General features: G+C 69.8%; 22 protein-coding genes. 16 read left to right on the top strand and 6 right to left on the bottom strand.

Annotated elements, in window-relative coordinates; genetic code table 11:
- Positions 1–183: 183 nt before the first annotated feature.
- Positions 184–402: a hypothetical protein gene (locus OU416_RS18460; protein ID WP_270928223.1), complete on the bottom strand. Its 219-nt coding sequence runs from the start codon at positions 400–402 to the stop codon at positions 184–186.
- 401 nt (positions 403–803) lie between these two features.
- On the opposite strand from OU416_RS18460, the gene OU416_RS18455 reads away from it, so the two are divergent.
- The 10 genes from OU416_RS18455 (at position 804) to OU416_RS18410 (ending at position 8,105) form a co-directional block, all read left to right on the top strand.
- Complete coding sequence (locus OU416_RS18455; protein ID WP_372907123.1) at positions 804–1,157, top strand: rhodanese-like domain-containing protein; 354 nt, start codon at positions 804–806, stop codon at positions 1,155–1,157.
- Positions 1,154–2,062: a DUF4328 domain-containing protein gene (locus OU416_RS18450; protein ID WP_270928222.1), complete on the top strand. Its 909-nt coding sequence runs from the start codon at positions 1,154–1,156 to the stop codon at positions 2,060–2,062. Before OU416_RS18455 ends, OU416_RS18450 begins: the two co-directional genes overlap by 4 nt.
- Positions 2,063–2,243: 181 nt before the next feature.
- A complete protein-coding gene (locus OU416_RS18445) occupies positions 2,244–3,086 on the top strand; it encodes a glycerophosphodiester phosphodiesterase (RefSeq protein ID WP_270928221.1) in 843 nt (280 codons plus the stop codon).
- 21 nt (positions 3,087–3,107) lie between these two features.
- Positions 3,108–4,058 (top strand): DUF5926 family protein, encoded by a 951-nt coding sequence (locus OU416_RS18440; protein ID WP_270928220.1) that lies wholly within the window; start codon positions 3,108–3,110, stop codon positions 4,056–4,058.
- Between the two features lie 225 nt (positions 4,059–4,283).
- On the top strand, positions 4,284–4,856 hold the full coding sequence (locus OU416_RS18435) for a SigE family RNA polymerase sigma factor (RefSeq protein ID WP_372907124.1): 573 nt from the start codon (positions 4,284–4,286) through the stop codon (positions 4,854–4,856).
- A complete protein-coding gene (locus OU416_RS18430; RefSeq protein ID WP_270928219.1) occupies positions 4,856–5,335 on the top strand; it encodes a hypothetical protein in 480 nt (159 codons plus the stop codon). Before OU416_RS18435 ends, OU416_RS18430 begins: the two co-directional genes overlap by 1 nt.
- Before the next feature lie 244 nt (positions 5,336–5,579).
- Complete coding sequence (locus OU416_RS18425; RefSeq protein ID WP_270928218.1) at positions 5,580–6,377, top strand: hypothetical protein; 798 nt, start codon at positions 5,580–5,582, stop codon at positions 6,375–6,377.
- Complete coding sequence (locus tag OU416_RS18420; RefSeq protein ID WP_270928217.1) at positions 6,374–6,715, top strand: hypothetical protein; 342 nt, start codon at positions 6,374–6,376, stop codon at positions 6,713–6,715. The genes OU416_RS18425 and OU416_RS18420 overlap by 4 nt, the downstream gene beginning before the upstream one ends.
- 5 nt (positions 6,716–6,720) lie before the next feature.
- The gene (locus OU416_RS18415; RefSeq protein WP_270928216.1) at positions 6,721–7,452 is read left to right on the top strand and encodes a hypothetical protein; all 732 of its coding nucleotides are present in this window, start codon (positions 6,721–6,723) and stop codon (positions 7,450–7,452) included.
- A gap of 71 nt (positions 7,453–7,523) precedes the next feature.
- A complete protein-coding gene (locus tag OU416_RS18410) occupies positions 7,524–8,105 on the top strand; it encodes a hypothetical protein (RefSeq protein ID WP_270928215.1) in 582 nt (193 codons plus the stop codon).
- A 68-nt stretch (positions 8,106–8,173) separates the two neighbouring features.
- On the opposite strand, the gene OU416_RS18405 is transcribed toward OU416_RS18410, so the two are convergent.
- From OU416_RS18405 to OU416_RS18395, 3 genes are all read right to left on the bottom strand, one after another.
- Positions 8,174–8,734: a ferritin gene (locus OU416_RS18405; protein ID WP_270928214.1), complete on the bottom strand. Its 561-nt coding sequence runs from the start codon at positions 8,732–8,734 to the stop codon at positions 8,174–8,176.
- Positions 8,735–9,003: 269 nt separating this feature from the next.
- Positions 9,004–10,212, bottom strand: a complete 1,209-nt coding sequence (locus OU416_RS18400) for an arginine deiminase (RefSeq protein WP_270928213.1) — start codon at positions 10,210–10,212, stop codon at positions 9,004–9,006.
- Positions 10,213–10,332: 120 nt separating this feature from the next.
- Positions 10,333–11,142, bottom strand: coding sequence for a CPBP family intramembrane glutamic endopeptidase (locus OU416_RS18395; RefSeq protein ID WP_372907125.1), 810 nt, complete (start codon positions 11,140–11,142; stop codon positions 10,333–10,335).
- Positions 11,143–11,262: 120 nt separating this feature from the next.
- On the opposite strand from OU416_RS18395, the gene OU416_RS18390 reads away from it, so the two are divergent.
- Positions 11,263–11,622: a hypothetical protein gene (locus OU416_RS18390; RefSeq protein ID WP_270928212.1), complete on the top strand. Its 360-nt coding sequence runs from the start codon at positions 11,263–11,265 to the stop codon at positions 11,620–11,622.
- Between the two features lie 86 nt (positions 11,623–11,708).
- Here the strand turns inward: OU416_RS18390 and OU416_RS18385 are convergent, their stop codons facing one another.
- Positions 11,709–12,488, bottom strand: coding sequence for a DUF2470 domain-containing protein (locus OU416_RS18385; RefSeq protein WP_270928211.1), 780 nt, complete (start codon positions 12,486–12,488; stop codon positions 11,709–11,711).
- A 285-nt stretch (positions 12,489–12,773) separates the two neighbouring features.
- Here OU416_RS18385 and OU416_RS18380 point away from each other — a divergent pair, with 285 nt between their 5' ends.
- From OU416_RS18380 to OU416_RS18360, 5 genes are all read left to right on the top strand, one after another.
- Positions 12,774–13,640, top strand: a complete 867-nt coding sequence (locus OU416_RS18380; RefSeq protein WP_270928210.1) for a hypothetical protein — start codon at positions 12,774–12,776, stop codon at positions 13,638–13,640.
- Complete coding sequence (locus OU416_RS18375) at positions 13,637–14,842, top strand: fumarylacetoacetate hydrolase family protein (protein WP_270928209.1); 1,206 nt, start codon at positions 13,637–13,639, stop codon at positions 14,840–14,842. The genes OU416_RS18380 and OU416_RS18375 overlap by 4 nt, the downstream gene beginning before the upstream one ends.
- Positions 14,843–14,846: 4 nt before the next feature.
- On the top strand, positions 14,847–15,542 hold the full coding sequence (locus tag OU416_RS18370; protein ID WP_270928208.1) for an IclR family transcriptional regulator: 696 nt from the start codon (positions 14,847–14,849) through the stop codon (positions 15,540–15,542).
- Positions 15,543–15,928: 386 nt separating this feature from the next.
- Positions 15,929–16,801, top strand: coding sequence for an NAD(P)H-binding protein (locus OU416_RS18365; RefSeq protein WP_270928207.1), 873 nt, complete (start codon positions 15,929–15,931; stop codon positions 16,799–16,801).
- A 90-nt stretch (positions 16,802–16,891) separates the two neighbouring features.
- The gene (locus OU416_RS18360) at positions 16,892–17,263 is read left to right on the top strand and encodes a hypothetical protein (protein WP_270928206.1); all 372 of its coding nucleotides are present in this window, start codon (positions 16,892–16,894) and stop codon (positions 17,261–17,263) included.
- 48 nt (positions 17,264–17,311) lie between these two features.
- Here the strand turns inward: OU416_RS18360 and OU416_RS18355 are convergent, their stop codons facing one another.
- Positions 17,312–18,469: a trans-sulfuration enzyme family protein gene (locus tag OU416_RS18355; protein WP_270928205.1), complete on the bottom strand. Its 1,158-nt coding sequence runs from the start codon at positions 18,467–18,469 to the stop codon at positions 17,312–17,314.
- Positions 18,470–18,503: the final 34 nt, after the last annotated feature.

The following is an 18,503-nucleotide window of genomic DNA, read 5'->3' as shown; positions in this document are numbered from 1 at the left end:
GGCCTCTGAGAACCCGCGGCGGTGCGGGTTGCGAGGGTGGGTTATGCGCCTGCGGCGCATGCGACACTTCCGGAGGCACCGCCTGGCTCGTCGCGGTTGCGGACAGCGGCAAAGAAGAGAAGGACTCGACTTCATGTCCGCAGAGCGCCCGTCCGGTTTCGCGCCGGGCGGGCGCTCTGCTGCTCAGGTGGGGACGAGTTCGGACTCGGTCGCGGTGAAGTGGACCTCCCACATGCCCTCGTCGGCCGGCTCCGGCTCGACGAGGGTGATCAGCGTCTGCACGCGGGGGTCCGTCATCCGGACGAAGCCGGTGAAGCGGGGCAGCCCGCCGCCGTCCGGAACCTCGGCCAGATGTCCCCATTCGCTGCCGTGCGGCCAGCGGAGAATGGCTCGACGAGACACGGGAACCCCTTTCGGTCGGAGCTGAATCGAGCAAGCAAGCGAACCTTCGCACGTGATGATCTTGCGTCGCCAATTTCGAGGGCAGGACCGCCTGAAAGCGTGAACAACCACGAAACAGCCTCGTGTTTCGCCTGGTCAAAGCGGTTCTTCCGGGCGCATCGGCTGCCCCTGGATCCGGTCCGGCCCCGAAGCGGTGAAGCCGGTTGGTCCGCGTTCACGACTGACACCGCCCCGGTTCGCTGGTTCCAACCCCTCAAGACTTCCCGGCGCGGACGGCTCCGATACCTGGTGTCGCTCGAACGTCGAGCGCAGACCCACCGCCGGGCGACGCCGCCCGGGCGGGACGAGCCCACCGGCCGGGCCTCACGCGGGCGCCACGTCCGGCGTGGCAGCATCGGGGTGTGACTACTCCAGTTCCCGGTCATCAGGTGCCCGGCGTGCAGCCGGAAGAGATCCCCGCCCAGCTGCCCGAGGGCAGCGTGCTGCTGGACGTCCGGGAGGACGACGAGTGGCAGGCCGGGCACGCGCCCGAGGCCGTGCACCTGCCGATGAGCCGGCTCGTGGACCGGCTCGACGAGATCCCGGAGGCCGACCAGGTCTACGTGATCTGCCGCTCCGGCGGCCGGTCGGCGAAGGTCACCGCGTACCTCAACGCCAACGGCTGGGACGCGGTGAACGTCGAGCGCGGCATGAACGGCTGGTCGGCCACCGGCAGGCCGATGGTGTCCGACGACGGTGAGCCGTTCGTGCTGTGACCCCAGGACCTCCGCGCCCGTCCCGGTGGGTCGCCACTCCGCCCGGCGGCCCACCGCGCCCGAAGCCGCGCAAGCAGCAACGCCGCTACAGCGGTCCGCCCGCCTACCCGGCGGTGCCGCGCTGGGGCTTCCCGATGCTGGCGTGGCGCTGGCCGCTCGCGCTGCCCGCGCGCCAGCACGTCAACGCCGAGGCGCGCGCGGAAGCGACGACCGGAACCGCGCTGGTGACGCTGTGGATCACCGCGGGCGTGGCCGGGCTGGCGACCCTGGCCGAGGGCTGGCGCTACGTCCTGCTGCTGATGAGCAGGGACGGGGCGCTGGCGCGCACGCCGCTGGCGATCTCCGACGCGCTGGTCAGCACGACCGGATTCCTGCTGTGGGTGCTGGGCGTGCTGAGCGGGGTGCTGGTCGTGCTGTGGGGCCTGCGGGCCCGCGCCGCGGCCGCGGAGCGCATAGGAGTGCGCAACGCCCGCCCCGACTGGCAGGTGGTCGTCGGCGTGCTGGTGCCGGGGCTGAACTTCTTCGTGCCCGGCTCCGCGGTCGCCGAGCTGGAGCACTCGGTGCTGGTCGCCGAAGGCGCCCGCGAACGCGGCGCGCGGCCGTTCCCGACGCTGCGCGTCCGGCTGTGGTGGGCGGTGTGGGTGGCGACGCTGCTGGTCGGCTGGTTCACCATCCTCTGGGGATTCCGCGGCACCGTCCAGGCGCTCGCCGACGGCGTCGTCCTGCACACCCTGAACAACGCGCTCGTCACGCTGCTGGCGGTGCTCACCGCGCGGCTGATCAAGTACGTGATGACCCTGCTGGTCGAGCCCGACCCGACTGAGCTCCACCGCTTCCAGGTCCGCGCGGTCCGCGCGACCCCACCGCCGCCGCGTGCCGCGCGCCCGGCCTCCGCCCCGCGCTGATGGCACCGATCGGCACGGAGATGTTTCGGCAGGTGATGGTCCGTGAGTACTTTGCGGTGCCATAGCACCAGAAAGCGCTCACGGCCCTGACCAGGCGGAACATCCTCGCTCGGACGGAACGACCCGCGCGTTGCGTCACAGATGCCGGAAGTCGATCGAGGTGGTCCGGATAATCGGCGTCGTGTGGCAGCCGACTCCCGACGTCGTCGCGCACCGGGGAGCTTCGGCGCACCGCGCCGAGCACACCCGCGGCGCCTACGAACTGGCCCTCGAACAGGGCGCCGACGCGCTCGAGTGCGATATCCGGGTGAGCCGCGACGGCCACCTGGTGTGCGTGCACGACCGGCGCATCGACCGGACCTCCAGCGCTCGCGGCGTGGTCAGCGAGCTGACCCTCGCCGGGATGTCCGATGTGGACTTCGGCAGCTGGCACCGCGAACTGCCGGGCACCGCCGACGAGCTGGTGAACTGGGCCGGCCCCGATCCGGAGCGCGGCGTGCTGACCCTGGACGAGCTGCTCGGCCTGCTCCGCGATCACCCGCGCCCGGTGCGGCTGTTCGTCGAGACCAAGCACCCGGTGCGCTACGGCGGGCTGGTGGAGCACAAGCTCGTCGCGCTGCTCGCGCGGCACGGCCTGGCCGCGCCCGCCGACCCGGAGCACTCGCCGGTGCTGATGATGTCGTTCTCCCAGGCCGCCGTCCGCCGGTTCCGCGCGGCCGCCCCGCGGGTGCCGACGGTGCTGCTCTTCGACCGGTTCCGCAGCGCGTGGCGCAACGGCGTGCTGCCGCCGTGGGCCGACATCGCCGGTCCCGGGATCCGGCTGCTCCGCGAGGACCCGGGCTTCGTCGCCCGCGCCGCCGCGCTCGGCCGCGATACCTACTGCTGGACCGTCGACGACCCGGCCGACATCGATCTCTGCCAGCGCTCCGGCGTGCGGTACCTGGCCACCAACTCGCCCGCCTCGACCCGCTCCCACCTGGATGATTCGGACAGCTCCCGGTTCGGTAGCGTCACGACGACGTAACCGCGAGCGAGGGGATCTGCAGTGTCGAAGCGAACCGCGCCCAAGCCCGAGGCGGACACCGGGATCAAGCCGCGCCAGCCCTGCCCGTGCGGTTCCGGCAAGCGCTACAAGGCTTGCCACGGCGCCGCCGGTGGGGCCGCCGACGTGATCGTGACCAGGCCCTTCGAGGGACTGGCCGCGGAGTGCGAGCTGATCGCGCTGCGCGAGTTCGTGCCGTCGGCGACGGCGAAGCTGCCGCTGCGCGGCGACGGCGAGATCACCCTGGCGACGGTGCTGCCGATGGCCGCCGCGGGCTTGCGCCGCAACGACGACAGGTCGTTCATCGGCCTCCAGGTGCAGACCCACTCCGGGGACATCAGCCGCGACCTGGCCCGTGCGGTGGAATGGGTGCAGGGCGCTGAGCTGGGCGAATCGCTGTCGGTCGTCGGGCCGGAGACCGCTGAGGCGGGCACCGTGCCGACCCGGCTGCAGGACCTGCTGGACCCGGAGGCGAAGCTCGACGTCGAGGTGCACGAGGACTTCGCCTGGTGGCTGCCGGGCGACGTCGAGCCGACCGGCGAGGTGGCGCTGTCGCTGGAACGCGCGAACGCGGCGATCATGCCGACCGATCGGCTGACCGCCGAAGGTGTGGAATCGGCGTACTGGGTGGACGCGGGCGAGAAGGCGCACCTGCGCTGGGTCCGCCCGGAGCCGGAGGAGAAGCTGGTCGCCGCGCTGGCCCGGCTGTCCGCCCGCGGTGAGCTCGCGCTCGACGACGACAGCCGCTACGCGGGCTCCTTCCGCGCGCACGGCCTGCTGGTGCCGGTGTGGGACCTGGACCGCGAGAAGCACGCCCGCGAGTGGGACGAGCCGGCCGCGCGCCTGGGCCGCCGCCTGGAGGAGGCCCTGGCCTCCCTGGACGACGAGCCGCTCGACGCGGCGGAGCGCCGGGCCCGGGACGGGCTCCGGGGCCGCCAGGTCACCATCCGCTGAACCACGACGTCACCCCGTCGACAGCCGCGGCCGTCGGCGGGGTGACGCGATTTCGACGGAGAACAGACGCCTCCGTTGAAATCGGGCAGGTATCCCCACCTTCCGGGCACCGGGTCCCCCGGATCGCTGCGCCGATCGGGTGATCGCGGTAGTGATGGGGCAACCACCGGGTGCGCTGCGGCGTGTTCTCCACGGCGATACCCGAAGTGGACGGGGGTGGACCGGGTGACCGCGCACCTGCCCGCAGTGCCGACCGCCGAGGCGGCCGGCGCTTATCAGCGGCAGGCGCGCCGGGGGGACATGGCGGCGACGGAAGACGACTTCGCGGAATTCGTCCGGGTGGCACTGCCCGGGCTGATGCGCTACGGCCACGCGCTGACCGGCAACCCGCACGACGCGGCGGACCTGGTGCAGGCGGTGCTGGAGAAGGTCGGCGCCCGCTGGGCCAAGGTCAACCGCAACTGCGCGGACCCGACGGCCTACGTGCGCAAGGCGATGGCGAACACGCACGTCAGCCGCTGGCGCCGCACCCGCCGCGAAACCCTGCTCGCCGACTTCCCGGACATCCCCGCGTACGCGCAGCCGGACCGGCTGGAGAACGAGCCGCTGTGGCAGGCGCTGCGAAGCCTGCCGCCGCGGCAACGCGCCGTGGTCGTGCTGCGTTACTACGAAGGGCTCTCCGAAGCGGAGATCGCCGACAGCCTCGGCGTGAGCTGCGGAACGGTGAAGAGCCAGGCGAGCAAGGCGATGGCGACGCTGCGCAAGCGCCTCGGATCGCTGGAAGGAGGTGACGTGTGATGGATCTGGAGGACGAGCTCAACCGCATCCTCCGGGACGACCGCCTGGACATCCCGGTGCGCACCGGCGCGGAGTGGTCGGTGGTCGCGGGCGCACGTCGCCGCCGCCAGCGCAACAACATGATGGCCGCCTCCGGAAGCGCCCTCGCGGCGCTGCTGCTGGTCGGCGGCGGCGTGGTGCTGGCCAACCAGCAGCCCGAGAAGCCGCTGCCACCGGCGGCACCGCCGGTGGTGAACTCGACCTCGGACCCGGCCCCGACCAGCGAAGAACCGCCGCTCGTGCCGCCCCCGCACCACACCCCGGTCCAGCCACCCCAGCACCCGCACCGCCCGCAAGCGCCGCAGACCTCCGAAGAACCCCCGGAAATCCTGAGCACCCAGACCTCGGCCCCGGCCCCGACGACGTCGAAGCCCACCCAAACCACCCAACCGAACCCGACGTCCTCGGCCAACCCCACCACCCAACCCCCGGGCCAGTGACGCGCCGGAAACCGCCGCAGGTGCACCGATCGCACCGGCAGCGCTGAAGAAATGACCGCGCAGCAGCGAATTTGACGGATGCGGACTGCGTTCACGTGCGGCCGCGGTGAATTCCGCCCGCCAGCCGACGCCGGACTCCTGCGTACCTTCAGCTGAACTTTCTCCACTTGGGCGTGGATCCCCGACGACGTGTCGTAGCATCGGCGACGTTGCGCAGAACGTCCCTTTTGGCCTCTTCGGCCGATTGCTGCTCAGCCAGTCGTACGGGAAATTTTTGGGGGTAGGTGTTTTGCCGCTTGAAAACGTCGCGCTCGCAGCGCTGAACGTTCCCGACGGCCTGCACGTGCGGGCCCGCACGGCCGAGCTCACACGCCCGGGCGGCGTAGAGCTCCAGCTGGCCAACACGTACGAGGCCCGCGATCAGACCGGGTTCATCGGGATCACGGTGAACAGATCGCGAATGGTGGAAAGCGTCTGGATCCGGCCGGGATGGCCGGATCGCATCCGGCCGGACGGGTTTCCGGCGGTGCTCCACAGCACGTACATGACCGCGGTGCAGCGCGCACTCGCGGTCGAGCTCGCCCACCGTCCCGTGCGGCGGCCGAGCGCGCCCGCACCGGACGACGCTTACGTGGATCCTGCGGCGTTGTCGTTCGAGGAGTGGCTCAGCCGGACCAAATCCCGGCTCGACGCCATCGATGCGGAGTACGACGCGATCCGCCGTCACCAGCGAGCTCCGCAGATGGACGTCACCGAGATCCGCAGTCCGCTGGGCTACCTCACCGTGCAGATGCGCCGTGGCGGCCCGATCGCGATCTCCGGCGATCCGCAAGCGCTGGACAACCCGTCGAGCACGGTCCTCGCGGACGAGGTCCTGCAGTTGTTCAGCCGGGCGGGTCTCGGAATCGGGTCAGGAGAAGCTTCTCATCCGGCGCAGCCGCAAGGCGATGATGCCGGTGAGGCGCGGGAGAACTGCTTCGAGAGCAGAGTGGCGGAAGACGACCACTTCGCAGAACTCAACGATTCGGGATGGTTGGAATGACGGGCTACAGAGCTGTTACTGGTCCGATTCGGGATGAAGCCAAGAAGTGGCAGGACAAGGCTGAGGAAACTGAACCAATCATCCAGGCGGTGAGGGATGCGTACTTATCGCCTACTGCGTTCTTTGTTGGCGATCTCATGACTCTCGTTCCAGGGGCTGCCAACGCTGCTCTTGAGGCAAAGTATTACGAAGAATTTCGCGCGTTCATGGAGAGAATTCTCCAAGAGGCGGCTGCTGAGTTCCATCAGATCCACAATTCTTTGCGGTTGATCGCTGATGAGTACGAGAGAACTGACGGAATGAATGAGGTTGATATCAACAAGGCTTACGGTTCATAGGGCTGGTGATCGGCATGCCTGGTTCTGAAGATCTGATTGGCCCACTCAATCAAGCGTTCAACGGCTTGGAGGAAAAAACTCAAGAGAGTGTCGATAAATTCAATTCTGCCGTTAGTCATATTAATGAATGGGGAGTTGTTCTTGGGCCGTTCATTTTCGCCATCGAGCCGGCTGTTGAATTTATCCGCGTGAAGCTTTCGGAGCTGGTGAAGCTTGTCAGAGCGGCTGTAGAGCATCACATGCCGGTCGTATCGCTGATTGTGCAGTCGTTCAGTTGGGCTGAAAACGTCCAGAGGCCGGTGAATAACCTTACCCATACGTTTGGGAATAATCTCTATGACTGGGAAGGGAAGGCAAGCGGTGCTTATAAAGACAAGGCTGGTAAGCAGAACGAGGCTATCGGGGCTGTTGCGAACAAGGCGGACCAGGTCAGCAGATGGCTCATCGATATCGCTCAGTACAACGTCGATTACATGACCGAGTTGGCCAAGATGGCGACTGGTTTCCTGGGGGCGCTTGTCTCTGCTTCGCTTGAAACATCGACCGTCGTCAACATTCCGTTCGCGGTTAGTGATCTGGCAGGCGCTATCGGTGATGTTGTCGCCAAGTCCCTCGACAACTTGGTGGGCATCGCCAAGCGGTTCGTGGCGGCGCTCAGCAAGGTCCGGGATCTGATTAGCTACATGACGGACCAAAAGCTTCCCCAAGGTCGCTGGCCTCAGGCAGTCGAAGGCTGAGTTCTCGTCGATGGGTAGAGGTCATGAGTAGAAAACCACTCGGTTATCGGAAGCAATCGACTGTGGGGGTATTGGCTCTGGCGGTGATGCTCGCCGGAGGGTGCTTCGCACCCGCGATTGAGCCGTTTGAGATGCCTGGGGGCGGCGATGAGGAGCCGTCGATTCCTGCCGAGGCGTCGTTGGGCCCGGTGAAGCATGTCTTCGCAGATTTTCCGAGTTGCCGGGAAATTCAGCAGAGGGTTCCTGGCCTGGATCTGGTTGAGGGTTCGCAAGACGAGGAAAAAGGTTCGTCGCGGACGTGCCATTTTAATCCGGCAGAAAGTGGCTCTATTTTCATCGGCCTTGAGGTTTCCCTCTACGGGGGCCGGGAAGACGCTGATGGATTCCAGTCGGGGGCTGAACGTGCGAGAGCTTTCTTCACCAAGTCTGCTATTTCAGATGCAGAGCGTGATGGCAGTGTGGATTTTGGTGCGGAAGCCCACTGGACTCGTTTCATAGAGGACACCTGCACGCTCGAAGTTCTTGATGAGAACGCGGTGATCACCGCGACCTACCACAATCCTCGCGCTAGGGACAAAGACCCGCGGAGCTCGGAGTGCCGTGATGGTGCGCGTGACGTCGCGCGGAAGTTCTACGCCGCTGTGCAGCCGTAGTGATCCGGGGGTAGCGTGCGCGCCGCCTGGGGGTGCCCAGGCGGCGTTGCCGCTACCTCGAAGGGTTCTCAGATGGCTCCGCCGGCGGCCTTGGGGGCCGTGGCGTCGGCTCCTTCGTCGCCGACCGTTTCGCGGGCCAGGAAGTTCTCCACGTCGAAGAGGTTGCCCTTGGCGCGGTCGACGACGTTGAGCAGGGTCGACATCTGGGAGACCTCTTCGACCTGCTCCTTGAGGAACCACTGCATGAACTGCTCGCCGAGGTAGTTGCCCTCCTCGCGGGCCGTCTTGGCCAGGGTCTCGATCTCGCGGGTGACCTCGCGCTCCTGCTCCAGGGCGAGCGCGACGAGTTCGCGGGTCTCGTTGAAGTCGTTGCGGACCTGCTCGATGGACGGGATGGTCGGCTTGATGTCGTTGTCCATCAGGTACTGGACGATCATCATCGCGTGGTTGCGCTCCTCGAGCGCCTGCCGGTAGAAGTGCCCGGCCAGCTGCGGCAGGTCGTTGTCGTCGAACCACACGGCGACGGCGATGTACTGCTGCGAGGCGGTGAACTCGTTGCGCACCTGCTCCTGCAGCAGGTGTTCGAACTTGGTTTCCTTGTGCTGAATCTTCTTCGCGGTGGCGGTCATGGCAATCAATATACTCTGGAATCAATCCAGATACATTCCAGGGAACCCTAAGCGAAATGCGGTTAGCCTAAGGTTCGCGCAATGAGCGAAGGCGACCCTGAGTAAATTCAGGCAAGCCAAACCTGACCTGTTTCCGCTGGTAGATGGCTCGCCGTGAGCTCGCGAGGTCAGTGTTCCGCGAGCCGTCACTAATTCGAGTGATCATTTCCCGGTGAAGGGAACCTTTGAGTGAGTGAATTGCCTGAAGGTGCCCTTCACCGGTTACCTGGTCAGGTGATCGCGGGGAGTGGGGCGCGGGTGATCGGGCAGGACATGCAGCGCGGTCCGCCGCGGCCGGAACCGAGTTCCGAACCCGAGATCCGCAGCACCTCGATGCCCGCTTCCTCCAGCCGGGCGTTGGTCTCCGCGTTCCGCTCGTAGGCGACCACCACGCCGGGGGCCAGCGCCAGCGTGTTGTTGCCGTCCTCCCACTGCTCGCGCTCCGCCGTCACCGGGTCCAGGCCGGTGTCGATCACGCGCAGGTGGTCGATCTCCATCGCTTCCGCCGCCGCGGTCAGGAACGGCGTCGGGCCGGACACCTTCAGCTCGTCGCCCGCCGGGCGCAACGTGTAGGCGCGCAGCGAGTGCTGGATGGCCGGGTACATCACCACCGCGTCGCGGTCGACCATCGTGCACACCGTGTCCAGGTGCATCGACGCGCGGGTCTGCTCGATCGGCACCGCCAGCACGGTGTGCGCCAGGTCGTCGGCGAACACCGAGCGCGCGAAGGACTCCGCGCCGGCCGGCGTGGTGCGCTCGCCGACGCCGATCGCCACCACTCCCGGCGCGAGCAGCAGCACGTCGCCGCCTTCGACGGGGGCGGAGTGCGCGCCGTACGCGCGGGCCGAGTGCGAGAAGCGCGGGTGGTAGGCGTAGATCAGGTCGGTGAGGGCCGATTCGCGGCGGCGCGCGGGCATCGCGAGGGCGGCGATGGCGACCCGGTCGCCCACCCACACCGACGAGTCGCGGGTGAACAGCAGGTTCGGCAGCGGTTCGATGGCGAAGTCGTGCGGCTGGTGCATGCGGCGGACCAGCGACTGCCCCTCGGCTGCGGGCAGTTCTTCGAAGGTCATGCCCGCGATGAGGATCTCGGCCAGCACGGCCTCGTCCACAGTGGACAGGTGGGAGCGCAGGGTGTCGGCGATGTCGGAGCCCAGCTTGAGCTCGTCCACGCCGCTGAGCACGGCCGCCGCCCTGGCCCGCGAGTCCTGCAGCGCGTCGGTGAGGACGTCGCGCAGCAGCAGCACTTCGACGCCTCGGCCGCGCAGGACCTCGGCGAAGGCGTCGTGCTCCTCCTGCGCGCGATCGACCCACGGGATCGCGTCGAACAGGAGCTGGTCGTTGTTGCGCGGGGTGAGCCGCTTCAGCTCCGTGCCCGGCCGGTGCAGCAGCACCGCGTGCAGCGGCCCGACCTCGCTCTGGACGTGTGGTTCGGTCACGATTCGCAGCGTAGCCACGACGATGCAAAACATCTGCACTCGGCGCGTTTTTCGATGGATCGTTAACGGAAACGCTGTTGCGAACGCCGCTTCGTTGTGAAGAACGGCCGGATCGAAGCGCTACGGGAGCCAGCCGACGGTGCCGCGCAGGGCCGCGTAGCCGACGAAGGCGACGACGTCGATCAGGGCGTGGCCCACGATCAGCGGCCACAGGCGGTTGGAGCGCTGCCAGATCCGCCCGTAGACCAGCCCCATCACCACGTTGCCGACGAAACCGCCGATGCCCTGGTACAGGTGGTAGCTGCCGCGCAGCACCGCCGCGAACCACAGCGCCCGGTTCTCCGACCAGCCCAGCTGCCGCAGGCGGGTCAGCAGGTAGGCCACCACCAGGACCTCTTCGGCGAAGGAGTTGCCGAAGGCGGCCAGCGTCAGGACGGGCGCCCGCCACCAAGCCTCGTCCAGCGTGGAGGGCTGCACGGTCAGGCTGAGGCCGAGCGCGTGCGCGGTCAGGTAGAGCCCGAGCCCGGGGATGCCGATCAGCGCCGCGAGTCCCACGCCGCGGACGAAGTCGCTGCCCGGCCGGGTGCGGTCGAGGCCGACCCGCCACAGCGCGATCCCGCCGCGCCACAGCAGGAACGCGCCCAGCGCGCCCCAGGCGACCAGCCGGGCGACGTTCGTCAGCTGCTGGAGCATGTCGAGCAGCCCGAGGTCGGCGCGCGGGACGTTGATCGCGGCGTGCTGGTCGGCCAGCGGCTCCGGGCGCAGCAGCGCGTCCAGCAGGGACAGCAGGCTCTGCAGGCCGGACATCCCGAGCGTCACGGCGAACACCACGACCAGCTCGATGGTGATCGCCTTGCGCTCCCGGCGGTCGGTGACGACGGCGGGGTCGCCGGGGCGGGCGGGGGCCAACCAGGCGCGCAGGGTGCTCACGCGACGAACCTACCCGGGCCGGTCGCGGCGCCCGCCCGGTCTGGCAAAACCGGGAAACCCGCGCCGGAACGGCCCGCGCGGCGGTGGCGTCGGATCGGTGACGGCCCGGCGGAGGTGGGCATGGACGTGTTCGTGTGGGGTTCGGCCGACACCGGACGCGCGGTGCGCGTGCTGCAGGCGATGCGCGAGTTCGAGGCGCTCGACGGGCCGGTGGGCGCGGCGGACCTGTTCGGCGTGCGCGACGGGGTCCTGGTGGAGCTGCGGCACAGCGATCCGGGCGGGCTGCTGGTGCGGTTCGTCGACGGGACCCGGTCCGGGCGGGCGGCGGTCGTCGCGCGCTCGTTCCTGTGGATGATCACCCGCCGCGGCGGCGTCGACGAAGCGCTGCTGGTGGGGCCGGGGGAGACGCGCCTGCGCTTCCGCGGCGGCCGGATCCAGCACCTGGAACCCCTGGACTCCGAAGCCGTCCAGGACGACTGACGGGTCAAAGCCTGCTGGTGGTCGACCTGCTTGCGTGCTCCAAGCGGCTGGTGCCGCCTATGAGGACGGCTACGCCGTCAGTGCTGTCAGCCGGAGCGCTGCTGGGCGAGGAACGGGCAGCCGACCAGGCGGCGCAGTTCGGTGCCGAGGTGCTCCGTGGTCGTCACCGGGCGGGAGAAGGCCAGGCGGACGTCGTGGTCGCCGTCCGCCGACTCCACGCGCAGGCGCAGGCCGTACTTGTCCAGGCCGAGCGGGCGGATGTGGCCGCCGCGCAGCTGTTCCGGCAGGTGCCTGCCGAGCAGGCCGACGACGTCGCGGTGCGAGAGCTCCAGGTGGCGCAGCCAGGAGTCCTCGTGCATGCAGAACGGGTCGGGCTCGGCGGCCTGGAAGTCGGCGGGCTCGACCGAGCTGGTGCCCTCCGAGTCGGCCAGCACCAGCGACGCCGACTCCAGCTTCAGCACGGTCGCGCCGTGCCCGGCGTCCAGCAGTCTCGGGTCGGGGCGCTCTTCGGCGACCGCGAGCACTTCGGCGCGGGCGTCGGCGCCCTGCAGCAGGCTCATCCAGCCGGTCAGCCACAGCAGGCCGCGCACCGGTTCGCGGAGCCGGACGGGCGTCGGGTCCGCGACCTCCAGCACCGCGGCCAGTTCGCTGCGCGGGGCTTGCCAGGCGGTGGAGATCAGCGGGTGGTCGTCGGCGAGCAGCACGGTGGCCGAGCCGTCCGCGTGCACGTGGTGCAGCAGCGGCGCGACGCGCACCGCTGCCTCGCCGGACGGCAGGAGCGCGGCCCGGCCACCGCGCTTGGCGATGCTCCTGGCCCGCTCCGCCGGGCTCGGCGTGGCAGGTCTCCGGGTCGTCGTCTCGCTCACCGCTCACCTCCAACTTAGGTAAGCCTAACTTATCTGCGCGGGGTCTGGAAGTACTCCACCCGTGGGATCTCACCCGGGAACCACGGCTGCACGCTTCTTAGTACCAGCTGGAACGCCGCAGCGGGAGCCGATCTCACGCAGCGGGGGAAGGCCGCTGTCGGCCGCTGTCGGTGCTGGGTGGATGATGAGGTCTGAACCAGGCGAGGGAGGAGCCCATGACCCCGCCAGACGTCCGTTTATCGGGCACCTTTGTTCACTGGCTGATACGGCATTAGCGTGTCAGCCGTGTCAAGCGCTGTTGAGCTTCGCGCGCCCGGTCCGCGCGGCATCCCGCCACTGTTCGCCCGTCTGGTCGACGACGCCTCGTTGTTCCCACCGGGAGCGCCGGCCGTCCCGCAGGTGGTGGCCGACCACCTCGACGCGCGCGGCGGCGCCCTCACCGGACTGCTCGGGCCGATCCTGTGCCAGGCCTCGCGGCTCGCCGAGCTGATCACCGAGCTGGCCAAGGCCAAGCCGAGCGCGCCGGTGCCGCTGTCGCTGGTGTGCGACACCGGGCTCGGCGGCGTGCCCAAGGCGCTGTCGATCATCGAGGGCCGCCAGGAGCTGCTGGCGCTGCGGATGGTGGAGATGCCCGCGCCGTCGGACGTCGACGACATCTGGCTGGAGCGGGTCTCGGAGTTCGTGCCCGAGGACATCATCCGGGTCGTCGAGCCGCGGCGCGGCGGTGACGGCTGGCTGGACGGCATCCGCCGGGTGGCCGAGCACGGCTGCTGGCCGAAGCTGCGCTGCGGCGGGCAGACCGCCGAATCGGTGCCGTCGGTCGACGTGGTCACCGACTTCCTGGCCGTGGCCGCCAGCCTCGACGTGCCGTTCAAGGCCACCACCGGCCTGCACACCGCGGTGCGCGGCACCGATCCGGAAACCGGGTTCACCAACCACGGCTTCCTCAACCTGCTGGTCGCCGCCGCGCGCTCGCTGTCCGGCAAGGACGTGCGGGAAGCGCTGGCCAGCACCGACGGCGCCGCGCTGGCCGAGGAGGCCAAGGCGTTGTCCGACGACGCGGCGAACGCGGTGCGCGACGTCTTCGCCTCCTACGGGGCACGATCGCTGAAGGACCCGGTCGTCGAGCTCGAAGGATTGGGACTGATTTGACCTGGATCGAGGATCCGGAATTCGCCCCGGACCAGCCGTTCGGCCCGCAGACGCTGCCCTACGGGGTGCTGGTGACCGGCAGCGGGCCGGTCGTCGCGGTGCGGGTCGGACGGCACGCGCTGCCGCTGCGCGGCGTCGCCGAGGCGCTCGGACCTCGACTCGCCGAGCTGGTCTCGGCCGATTCGCTCGACCCGCTGCTGGCGGCCGGCCGGGAGCGCTGGCAGGAGCTGCGCGAGCGGCTCACCGAGCTGGTCTCGGCCGATCGCGCGCCTGCCGGTGCGCGGCTGGTGCGCACCGACTGGCACACCCTGGTGCTGCCGTTCGCCGTCGCCGACTACGTCGACTTCTTCTCCTCGCGGCACCACGTGGAGAACGTCAACCGCATCCTCCGCCGGACCGCCGCGCCGGTGCCGGAGAACTGGACGCACATGCCGGTCGGCTACCACGGCCGCGCGGGCACGGTCTACGTCTCGGGCACCGACGTGCACCGGCCGAGCGGGCAGCGCAAGGCGGCCGGTGACCTGCACCCGGCGTTCGGCCCGACCCGGCGGCTGGACTTCGAGGCCGAGGTGGGGTTCGTCTGCGGCGGGGAGCCCGCCACCCGGGTGCCGACCGCGGACTTCGCCGAGCACGTGTTCGGCGTGGCGCTGGTCAACGACTGGTCGGCGCGGGACGTCCAGGCCTGGGAGTCCGAACCGCTCGGCCCGTTCCTGGCCAAGTCCTTCGCCACCTCGGTGGCCGGCTGGATCACCCCGCTGGCAGCGTTCGAGGACGCCCGCATCCCGTTGCCGGAGCCGGACCACGTGCTGCAGTCCTACCTGCTGGAGTCCGAGCCGTGGGGACTCGACCTCCAGCTGGAGGTGCGCTGCAACGAGACGGTGCTGGCCCGGCCGCGCTTCGAGCACATGTCGTGGTCGCCCGCGCAGCAGCTGGCGCACCTGACCGTCAACGGTGCCCCGGTGCGGCCGGGCGACCTGTTCGCGTCGGGCACCGTGTCCGGGCCGCAGCGCGAGCAGCGCGGCTGCCTGCTGGAGCTGACCTGGGGCGGTGCCGAGCCGATCACCCTGCAGGACGGCGAGCAGCGCACCTTCCTCCAGGACGGGGACCGGGTGACACTGCGGGGGACCGCGCCCGGACCCGGCGGAGCGGTGATCGGGCTCGGTGAGGTGACCGGCACGGTGCTGGCCGCCGCCCGGAGGTGACGCGATGGCCCCACCAACCACTCCAGAGCCGATCCGCACCCCGCTCGGCGCACCCCGCGACTCCCCGCCGGCGACGAAGGAGAGCTCGCTGACGCTGGAGCGCGGGCTGAGCCTGCTGCAGGCGGTGGCGGAGTCGGAGAGCGAAGCGCCGACGATCAGCGATCTGGCGGCGACCGTCGGCGTCAGCCGCGCGGCCGTGTACCGGCTGCTCGGGCCGCTGCAGAGCCGCGGTCTGGTGCGCCGGGAGGGCTCGAAGGTGCGGCTGGGCCTCGGCGTGCTGTGGCTCGCCGGACGGGTCCTGCCGCAGCTGCGCGTGGCGTCGCTGCCCGCGCTGCGCGCGCTGGCGGAGCGCGTCGGTTCGACGGTGCACCTGACCGTCGCCGACGGCAGCGAGGCGCAGGCCGTTGCGGTGGTGGAGCCGTCGTGGACCAGCTACCACGTGTCGTACCGGGTGGGCAGTCGTCATCCGGTGCAGCGCGGCGCGGCCGGCCGGGCGGTGGACCTCCCGCCGGGCGGGCCGCGGTGGATCGCCAGCAGCGGTGACCTGCAGCCGGGCGCGTTCGCCGTGGCGGCACCCGTGCGCGGGGTGCCGGGCCTGCGCGCCAGCGTCGGCGTGGTGGCGCTGCAGCCGCTGGTGCCGGAGGAGATCGGCCCGCTGGTCCTGGAAACGGCGGAATCGGTGGCCGAAGCCCTCCGCTGAGGTCCGCTCGGAAATATTTTCCGCGCCCGTTCTCCGGTGCGATGTTCTCCCAGTTCGACGCGGGTTTTCGCGCGCTGGAAAAAGCAATTCCCTCCTATTCTTCGGTTCATTGTTTTCGCAGGTCAGAGGATTATGTGAACAACGTGTTCATGTTTGCCCGGCGGGCGATGGGCGGGGCAGGATGAATCGTCTTCGAGTGCTCGACATCCCGAACCGATTCGTCGAGAGGACGTAATGACGCCCTCGTGCCAACCGGAGTGCTGTTCAACCGCACCTCAGGGGACCGTGATGCAGCCCAGCCACAAGAAACCGCGAAACGCGAGATCAATCCATACGCAACCACCACTGAAAAACGCGGAGAGGCGGGACAGCGAGGCGGACTGCTCATGACCTTCCTGATCACCGGGGCCACCGGGAACGTCGGCAGCCGCGTCGTGCGGCGGCTGGTGGACGCGGGTGAGCCGGTGCGGGCGCTTACCCGCGATCCGCAGGCAGCGTTCCCCGCCGGAGTGCCGGTCGTGCGCGGTGACCTCGCACGACCGGACGGCCTGGCCGAGGCGTTCCGCGGCGTCGAGCGGTTGTTCCTGTTCCCCGTGCCGGAAACCGCGCGGGAGGTGGTGGCCGCCGCGGAGCGGGCCGGTGTGCAGCGCGTCGTGGTGCTGTCGTCGGGCGCGGTCACCGGCGGTTTCGACACCCACTTCCACCTGCCCGTGGAGCAGGCCGTGGAGGCCTCCGGGATGGCGTGGACGCACGTGCGGCCCGGCGAGTTCGCGCTGAACAAGCTGTGGCTGTGGGGGCCGTCGATCCGCGCCGAAGGCGTCGTGCGGGATCCGAACCCGGACGCCGTGGCCTGGTACCCGACGCACGAGCAGGACATCGCCGACGTGGCAGTGGAGGCGCTGCTGGCCGACGGGCACTCCGGCCGCGCCTACGACGTCAACGGCCCCGACCTGCTCACCCACCGCGAGCAGGTCGAGCTCATCGCCGAAGCCGTCGGCCGGGAGATCCGCTTCGCGGAGGTCACGGCCCACGAGGCCAGGGAGTTCTACCGGGCCCAGGGCGGTTTCGCGGCGGCGAACGCCGACTTCCTGCTGGGTTTCGAGGACTACTCCGGAGCGGAAGCCGACCCCTCGGCGCTCGCGGACTTCGACAAGTCGGCGGTCCCGCCGATGCCGACCTCGGCGCCGGTCACCGGCCGCGCCCGCGGCTTCGCGGAGTGGGCCCGGGACCACGCGGCGGACTTCGCGCGTGCGATCTAGGCCGGTCGGGGGTACTCCAGGCCCCTCGGGCGCCCGCGCGGGCGCCCGGGTCCTTCCCGAGTGCTTTGGAGGCCCAGGATGACGCGGCAGATGACCACCGAAATGCAGCAGTGCATCGACATGTGCCACAAGTGCCACGACATGTGCGAGCGGATGCTGTCGCACTGCATGGAGAAGCGCAGCGACGAGGCCATGCAGATGAGCATGGTGATGATCTCCTGCGCGGACATGTGCCGGATGTGCGCGGACATGATGATGCGCTGTTCGAGCATGGCGAAGGCCAGCGCGGACATGGTGCAGATGTGCGTGCGGATGTGCGGCATGTGCGCCGACATGTGCGACATGACCGCCGAGATGTGCCGCCGCATGGAATCGCGGGAGATGACCGAGCTGGCGGACATGATGAACCAGTGCGCCTCGATGTGCCGCCAGATGACGCCGCAGGCGATGCAGTCGGCGTGACGGCACTCGGGCCGCGCCCGCCCGGTGCGGCGGGCGCGGCCCGGGCGCTCAGGCCAGGGCCTGCTCCAGGTCGGCCCAGACGTCCTCCGGGTGCTCGATGCCGACGGAGAGGCGGATCGTTCCCTCGCCGATGCCCGCGGCGCGGAGCTGATCCGCGGTGAGCTGGCGGTGCGAGGTGCTCGCCGGGTGCAGGACCAGCGTCTCCACCCCGCCCAGCGACGGGGCCAGCGAGGCCAGCCGGACCGAGCGGGTGAACTCCAGACCGGCTGCGCGGTCGGCGAGCTCGAAGCTGAGCACCCCGCCGGAACCGGTCAGCAGCGCACGCGCCAGGTCGTGGTCCGGGTGCGTCGGCAGGCCGGGGTAGTGGACCGCGCGGACCGCCGGGTGCTCGGCGAGCCGTTCCGCGATGAGCTGGGCGTTCTCGCAGTGCTGGCGCATCCGCACGGCGAGGGTCCGCACGCCGCGCAGGGTCAGCCAGGCCGCGAACGGGTCGGCGGGCGCGCCGAACTCCACCAGTTCCGGCCACAGCTCGCGGTGCCGGGCGGCGTCGGCGAACACCGCGACACCGCCGATCACGTCGGAGTGGCCGCCCAGGTACTTGGACGTCGAGTGCAGCACGACGTCCGCCCCGTGCTCGATCGGCCTGCACAGCAGCGGGGTGGCGAAGGTGCTGTCCACGACGTTGAGCAACCCGGCCTCGCGCCCCACGGCGAACAGGCCGGGCAGGTCGGCCACCCGGACCACCGGGTTGGAGATCGTCTCCGCGTACAGCACGCGGGTGTTCGGGCGCAGCGCGGCGCGCGCTTCGTCCGGGTCGGCGACGTAGCTGACCTCGACGCCCCACCGGTGCGCCAGCGCTTCGAGCGAGGCGAACGTGCCGCCGTAGAGGCTTCGCTGGGCGATCACGTGGTCGCCGGAGCGCAGCGAGGTCATCAGCACGGCGTTGATCGCACCCATGCCGGAGCTGGTCGCGAAACCGGCGGCGCCGCCCTCCAGCTGCGCGACGGTGAGCTCCAGCGCCTGCGCGGTGGGGTTGCCGAGCCGGGTGTAGACCGGTTCGGCGTCGGGGCGCGCCATGCCCTCGGCGAAGGTGTCCGGGTCGGTGAAGGCGAAGCCCGAGGTCTGGTGGATGGGCGTGCTCAGCGGTTGACCGGCCGGGGGCCGCGGGGTGCGGACGTGCACGCAGGTGGTGCTCTGGTGGTTCATGGAAACAGGATTTCCGGTGGTCATCGGTGGTGGA

The sequence above is a fragment of the Saccharopolyspora indica genome (assembly GCF_027853965.1).
GTDB classification, from domain to species: Bacteria; Actinomycetota; Actinomycetes; order Mycobacteriales; family Pseudonocardiaceae; genus Saccharopolyspora; species Saccharopolyspora indica.
The sequence above is the reverse complement of the archived record's forward strand: the minus strand, read 5'-3'. Positions and strand labels throughout refer to the sequence as shown.